The organism is Neoroseomonas rubea (assembly GCF_016106015.1).
Lineage (GTDB): Bacteria > Pseudomonadota > Alphaproteobacteria > Acetobacterales > Acetobacteraceae > Neoroseomonas > Neoroseomonas rubea.
On sequence record NZ_JACADQ010000230.1, the window covers coordinates 1 to 6,720 of the forward strand.

Annotated in this window: 6 protein-coding genes; 3 read left to right on the forward strand and 3 right to left on the reverse strand. The window is 71.2% G+C overall.

Going from position 1 to position 6,720, the window contains the following annotated elements; genetic code table 11:
• The first annotated feature begins 208 nt into the window (after positions 1–208).
• Both HW577_RS17860 and HW577_RS17865 read left to right on the forward strand, forming a co-directional pair.
• Positions 209–778 (forward strand): NifU family protein, encoded by a 570-nt coding sequence (locus HW577_RS17860; RefSeq protein WP_198377498.1) that lies wholly within the window; start codon positions 209–211, stop codon positions 776–778.
• A gap of 51 nt (positions 779–829) precedes the next feature.
• Positions 830–1,885, forward strand: a complete 1,056-nt coding sequence (locus tag HW577_RS17865; protein ID WP_198377499.1) for a glycosyltransferase family 4 protein — start codon at positions 830–832, stop codon at positions 1,883–1,885.
• Here the strand turns inward: HW577_RS17865 and HW577_RS17870 are convergent.
• From HW577_RS17870 to HW577_RS17880, 3 genes are read right to left on the reverse strand one after another with little or no spacing between them, the layout of a single operon-like run.
• On the reverse strand, positions 1,869–2,546 hold the full coding sequence (locus HW577_RS17870; protein ID WP_198377500.1) for a YjbF family lipoprotein: 678 nt from the start codon (positions 2,544–2,546) through the stop codon (positions 1,869–1,871). The genes HW577_RS17865 and HW577_RS17870 overlap by 17 nt on opposite strands.
• Positions 2,547–2,589: 43 nt before the next feature.
• On the reverse strand, positions 2,590–4,602 hold the full coding sequence (locus HW577_RS17875; RefSeq protein WP_198377501.1) for a TRAP transporter permease: 2,013 nt from the start codon (positions 4,600–4,602) through the stop codon (positions 2,590–2,592).
• 57 nt (positions 4,603–4,659) lie between these two features.
• Entirely contained in the window at positions 4,660–5,631 is a 972-nt protein-coding gene (locus HW577_RS17880) for a TAXI family TRAP transporter solute-binding subunit (RefSeq protein ID WP_198377502.1), read from the reverse strand.
• Between the two features lie 140 nt (positions 5,632–5,771).
• Between HW577_RS17880 and HW577_RS17885 the strand changes: the two genes are divergently transcribed.
• Positions 5,772–6,470, forward strand: coding sequence for a CBS domain-containing protein (locus tag HW577_RS17885; protein ID WP_232475030.1), 699 nt, complete (start codon positions 5,772–5,774; stop codon positions 6,468–6,470).
• Positions 6,471–6,720: the final 250 nt, after the last annotated feature.

The following is a 6,720-nucleotide window of genomic DNA, read 5'->3' on the forward strand; positions in this document are numbered from 1 at the left end:
CGGCCGCGCCGCTGGCTGCCGCGTCCTCGGCTTCGCGCGGGAGACGCCGGCCGGCGTGCTCGCGGCCCATGGCGCCGAGCCCTTCGCCGACATGGCGGCGCTGCCGGGGCTGCTCGGCCTTCCGGGCTGACCGGCGTCGCGCCGGTTGCACGCCACGGCAATCCGGACCACATAGGTCTGGAAACCATCTCAGCCGCGGATGCCCGCCATGTTCATCGAGACCGAAGCCACCCCGAACCCCGCCACGCTGAAGTTCCTGCCCGGGCGCGACGTGCTCGGCGCGCGCGGGACGGCCGACTTCACCGCGCCGGGGGAGGCCGCGGGCCGTTCCCCCCTCGCCGAGCGGGTCTTCCAGGTGGGCGACGTGGCGCGCGTCTTCCTCGGCGCCGATTTCGTGACGGTGACGAAGGACAGCGACGCGGATTGGACCATGCTCCGCCCCCGCGTGCTCGGCGCCATCATGGAGCACTATCTCTCCGGCATGCCGGTGCTCGAGGACGGCGAGGCCGAGGGCGAGCATGGCGAGGATTTCGACGCCGCCGACCAGGAGGTCGTGGCGCAGATCAAGGAACTGCTTGACACCCGCGTGCGCCCGGCCGTCGCCGGCGATGGCGGGGACATCGTCTTCCGCGGCTTCCGCGACGGCATCGTTCGGCTGCGCATGCAGGGGGCGTGCTCGGGCTGCCCGTCCTCCCGCGCCACGCTGAAGCACGGCGTCGAGAACATGCTGCGCCACTACGTGCCGGAAGTGGTGGCGGTGGAGCAGGTCGAGGCCTGATCCCGCGGGGCGCCGCTGGACGGGCGGCGCGGCCTCGGCCATAGCGCGCCGGTGCTCCTCGACGCAGTTCTCCGGCATCTCGCCTTCGCCTTCCTGCTCGCGCTGCTCTCGGCGGCAGCGGTCCGGGCGATGATCGCCTGGCCGATCCTCGACCATCCGAACGCGCGGTCCTCCCATGTCCGGCCGACGCCGCGCGGTGGGGGTGTCGGCATCGTGCTCGCCTTCGTGGCGGGCATGGCGGCGCTCTATCTCGGCGCGCACCACGCGCGGCTGCCGCCGCCGCAGTTCCTTGGCGTGATCGGCGCGGCCGTGGCCATCGCCGCGGTCTCGCTGTGGGACGACGTGGCCGACCTGCGCTTCGCGGTGAAGCTCGCGGCGCAGGCGGCGGCGGCGCTGGTGGCCGTCGCCAGCGGCCTGGTGCTGGACCGCCTCGCCCTGCCCTGGATCGGCGAAGTGCATCTCGGCTGGCTCGGCCCGGTGATCACGCTGTTTTGGATCGTCGGCTGCACCAATGCGCTGAATTTCATGGACGGGCTCGATTCGCTCGTCGGCGGCTCGGTCTTCCTCGCCGCGGTCATCCTCTGCATCGTCGCGGCGGGCCAGGGCGGCTGGTTCGTGTATGCCGCATCATTGTTGTTGGCGGCAGGGCTCGCGGGCTTCATCCCCTTCAACCTGCATCCGGCGCGCATCTTCATGGGCGATGTCGGCAGCCAGTTCCTCGGCTTCATGATGGCGGTGCTGGCGGTGGCGGCGGCGGAGTTCGCCGGCGCCTCCGTCTCCTTCCTCATCGTGCCGCTGCTGCTGTTCGGGCTGCTGTTCGATGCCGCCTTCACCCTGGCGCGCCGCGCGCTGATGGGCGAGCGCGTGGCCGCCGCGCACCGGACGCACCTGTATCAGATGGCGCAACGCAGCGGCATGGGCGTGCGCGCGGTCGCGGCGATCCATTGGGGCTTCGTGCTGTTCCACGGCGCGCTGGTCGCGCTGTTCCTCCACCTGCCCTCGGGGATGAAGCCGCTCGTCGTGCTGCCGGCGATCGCGGTGCAGGTGGCCTGGATGCTACATGTCCGCCGCCTGATGCGGCGCGCGGGGCTCACCTGGCGGGGGTGATGACTTCGGCAGGCATGTGGGGCGCGAGGTAGTCGACGCGGAGCGCCGGCAGGCCCTCCCCGATCCATTGCTCCGACCGGAAGACGCCACCCGTTCGCGCATCGGCCCAGAAGCGGTTCACGAAGCGCGCACCGCCGCGGCAGGATTCCTCGACCAGCAGTACGTCCTCCGACTCCGCCGCCCGCACGCGCATGCGGCATTCGAGGCGCAGGCCGAAGCGCATCCGCGCCGGGTCGGTGCCGCCCCGCGCCAGGTCGACGACGCGCGTGCCCTGCCAGCCATCGGCCTCGGCCGGGCGGGCGAGACCGTCCATGCCCTCGAATCGCGTCGCGGCCAGCATGTCCCTGAGCCCCGCGGTCGCGACAATGCGCGGCCCGTCTGTTGCCACCACCACGCCGCCCTGGGTGCGCCAGAGGCGGCGTTCGCCTTCCTCCTGCAGCAGGGCCGCGGTGGCGCGGCGGCTGCCCAGCGCCAGCAGCAGCGCGGGACCGTCCGCGCGCGCCTCGCCCTCGGTCTCCCAGCGCGCCGGGGCCGGGTCGTCGGAGGCAGCGAAAAGCGAGGCTGGCACAGGCAGCGGCCAGACTGCGACGCGCAGCATGTCGGCCGGGCCCGCGCCGTCGCAGGCCAGGAGCAGGAGGCAGAAGGGCAGCGCGCGATGCATGCGGCGATCATACCGTCATCGCAATGTAATCGACAGGCGGAATTCAGGCCGGTCGCGGCCGTTGCAGCACCACCAGCAGCACTGCGAGCGCGATGCCGAGCATGTGCGGATAGGGAACGAGGTCGCGCGCCGCATACTCGACCAGCGCCGGGAAGATCATCAGCAGGCCCGCGAGCGCCATGGCCCAGCGTTCCCAGCCCGCAAGGATGCGTCGGCCGAAGCCCTGCGCGGCCGAGGCCAGTGCCGCGAGGCCGCCGGCCGCGAGCAGCACCTGCCACGCGACGTCGATCCAGGTCATGCCGTCGCGCAGGGACAGCAACAGGCCCACACCGTCCGGGTCAGTCACGAAGACGAAGGGCAGCAGGAAGGCGGGCAGCGTGTACTTCCAGGCCTGAAGCGTTGTGCGGTAGGGCCCGGCGCCGGTGATGGCCGATGCTGCGAAGGGGGAGAGCGCGGTGGGCGGGGAGACCTCGCTCAGGACCGCGTAGTAGAAGACGAACATGTGCGCGGCGTAGTCCGGCACGCCGAGCTTGATCAGCGCCGGCGCCGCGACCACGGCGCAGATGATGTAGGAGGCGGTGACCGGCACCGCCAGCCCGACCACCCAGACGATCAGTGCCGTGTAGATCGCGGTGACGACGAGCGACCCACCCGCCGCCTGGATCGCGATGTCGCTGAACTTCAGCCCCAGCCCCGTCAGCGTGATGACGCCGACGATGATGCCCGCGCAGGCGCAGGTCGCCGCGATGCCGATCGACTGCACCGCGCCCGAGGCGAGCGCGTCGGCCAGACGCCGCGGCGTCAGCGCCGTCTCCCGCCGCAGCCAGGACAGCACGACGGCGACGATCATCGCATAGAGCACCGAGAGCGTCGGCGAATAGCCGAGCACCATGAAGACGATGATCGCAACCAGCGTCGAGAAGTGGAAACCATACAGCCGTAGCAGCTTGCCGACCGGATCGACGCGCATCGTACGCGGCGGTGGCGCGTTCGGGTCGGCCTTGCGCTCCGCCTCGATCCGCCGCTGGTCGAGTTCCACCATGAAGAGCAGCGAGGCGTAGTAGAGGCAGGTCGGCACGATCGCCATGACGATGACGTCGAGGTAGCCGATCTTCAGGTATTCCGCGATCAGGAACGCCGCGGCCCCCATCACGGGTGGCGAGATGATGGCGCCGAGCCCACCGGCGGCGAGCAGCCCGCCCGCATCGTCCCCGCGATAGCCGACTTGCCGCATCATCGGCCAGGCAACGGTGCCGAGCGTGACGGTGGTGGCGACGCCGGACCCAGACGGCCCCCCCAGCAGGAAGGAGGAGAGCACCACCGTCCGCCCAGCGGAGGAAGGCTTGCCGCCGGTCAGGCTGAAGGAGAAGTCGACGAAGAATTTTCCGGCGCCGCTCGCCTGCAGGATGGCGCCATAGATCGTGAACAGCACGATCAGCGAGGCGGAGACATCGACCGCCGTGCCGAAGATGCCTTCCAGCGTGATCGTCAGATGCGGGATCAGCCGTTCCGCGTCATAGCCCTGGTGCCGCCAGGGGGGGGCCAGCATGTCGCCGAAGAAGGCATAGAGCAGGAAGGCGATGGCGACCGCGGGCATGATCCAGCCGGTCGCGCGGCGCGTCACCTCGAGCACGAGCGCGATCAGCATCCAGCCGACGACGATGTCCATCGGCTCGGGAAAGACGTAGCGGTCCTGCAGGTCGTCGCCGCCGGCGATAAGGTACCAGATGCAGTAGATGCCGGCGGCCAGCAGCGCGATGTCCCAGGGCATCAGCCGGTGACGGAAGCGCCGCGCCACGGGGAATAGCGCAAAGCCGAGGACCAGCGCGAAGCCGACATGGACGTACCGCAGCACAGTCGTCGGCACGATGTCCCACGCCGCCCACAGATGGAACAGCGACATGGCGAGCGCGATCGCGACCGCGGCATGGCCCAGCAATCCGGGCAGGCGGTTCTGGGCACCCTCCTCCTGCTCGATCAGCGCCTCCAACCGCGCGGCGGTTGCGTCGTCGAGGGCGCCCTTCGGCACTTCGGGCGGCAGGGCGGTGCTGGTCATCTCGGCGCGGATGCTCCATCTGCGCGCCGGGGGCACGGGGCCCCCGGCGCCCGCCAATCAGGCCAGCGTGGCGCCGGCGGCGCGCCAGAAGGCCTCGGCCGCCGGATGCCAAGGAATTCCCGCCGCGGCGGTCTTCTGCGCGGCGAGGGTGAAGTTGCGCGCCTCGGCGTGCACCCGCGCCCAGTCCTCCCGGTTCTCCCAGGTCACGCGCAGGATGTTCGTCACCATCTCGACCGGCATGTCCTCCCGCACCGCGAGGATGTTCGCGACCGAGAGCTGCTGGTTGTCGCGCGCCTGCCCGGGATAGGTGTTCGCGGGGATCACCTCCGGGAAATAGACGGGCCCGTTCTCTGCGACGATGCGCTGGTGCAGGTCCGCATGGTCCACGAGGACGATCTGCGTCCCGGGCGTGGCCGCGAGGTCGGTGATGGCGCTCGTCGGCACGCCGGAGACGAAGAAGTAGGCGTCGAGCTTGCCGTCGCGGATGGCGTTCGTGGATTCGGCGGGGCTGAGGCGTTCGCGCGCGCGGAAGTCGCGTTCGCGGTCGAGGCCTGCGGCGGCGATGACGCGGAAGGCGAAAAGCTCGGTCGCCGAGCCCGGCGCGCCGGTGGACACGCGCTTGCCGCGCAGGTCGGCCATGGTGCGGATGCCGCTCGCGGCCGTCGTCACCACCTGCATGCGGTTCGTGTAGAGCACGGCGATGGCGCGCGCAGCCACGGCGCGGCCGCGGAAGGGCCCGGCGCCGCGCAGCCCGTCGACCGCCGCGTCCACCTGGCCGAACACCATGCCGACGCGCCCGGCGCCGAGCAGCTGGAAATTGGCGACCGATCCGCCCGTCACCTCGGCCGTCGCGCTCATGCCCGGAATGCCGCGCGAGAGGTAGTTCGCGAGCGCGCCGCCGAGCGGATAATAGACGCCGCCCGTGGTGCCTGTGGCGATCGCCATCTGCGTCTGCGCGGCGGCGAGGCCCGGCAGCGCGAGCGTGCCGGCGGTTGCGGCAATCAGGCCGCGGCGAGAGATCCCGGACATGTCTTCCTCCTTGGTCCCGTTGGACGCGGCCCTGATAGCCGCCCTGGCCGCCGGTTTGAAGCCTGCCCCGTTGATCTGGCGCAAGGCGGCGCGTGTTTGTCCGCAGCACATTCGGCCCGCATCCCATCGGAGGATCCAAGATGACCGGCCTTCTCGCCCGCGACCTGATGACGCCCGACGTGGTGACCGTACCGCCCACGACGCCGGTCATGGCCATGGCCCGCCTGCTGGCCGACCGCGGCATCTCGGCCGTGCCGGTGGTGGACGCCGCCGGCAAGGTGCTCGGCATCGTCACCGAGGCCGACCTGATCCGCCGGCTGGCGGGGGAGGAGGACCGCCCGTCCTCCTGGTTCGGCGCGCTGTTCGCCGACCCGGCGAGCCAGGCGGAACGCTACGCCCGCACCCACGGTGTGACGGCGCACGACCTCATGACCGAGAAGGTCGTCTCCGTCGCGCCCGACACCAGCGCCGCACACATCGCCCACATGATGGAGGAGCAGAAGATCCGCCGCGTGGTGGTGGTGGAAGGCGAGAAGCTGAAGGGCATCGTCAGCCGCGCGGACCTGCTGCGCGCGCTCGTCGCGCCGCCGCATGTGGAGGCGGAACTGTCGGATGAGCGCATCCGCCGCGCGGTGATGGCGGCGATGAAGAAGGAACCCTGGACCGACACCTTCTACACGATGGTTGAGGTCAAGGACGGTGCCGTCACCTTCCACGGGTTCCGCCGTAGCGACACCGTGCAGAAGGCGCTGCGCGTGCTGGCCGAGAACGTGCCGGGCGTGAAGTCCGTGCATGACGACACGCAGCCCATGCCGGTCTTCATCTACGGCGGCGCGTAGTCCCCTACGTGCCCGCGGGCGCGCCTTCGCGACTTCGGCACGGTTCGGTGATCCGTGCCGCCGATATCACGGCGACCATGCGAAGGATGAAGCCATGCACGGCCGGCCCGTCCTAGCCGCGACAGATCGTCGTCGCGCGAGAAGAGGGCCCGCGTGCCCCGCGGTTCAGCCCCAGGGGTTGCCGCGCCGCCCGCCGCCCCAGGGGCCGGGCGCGGCCGCCGGGGCGGGCAGGGCCCCCATCCGCGCCGCG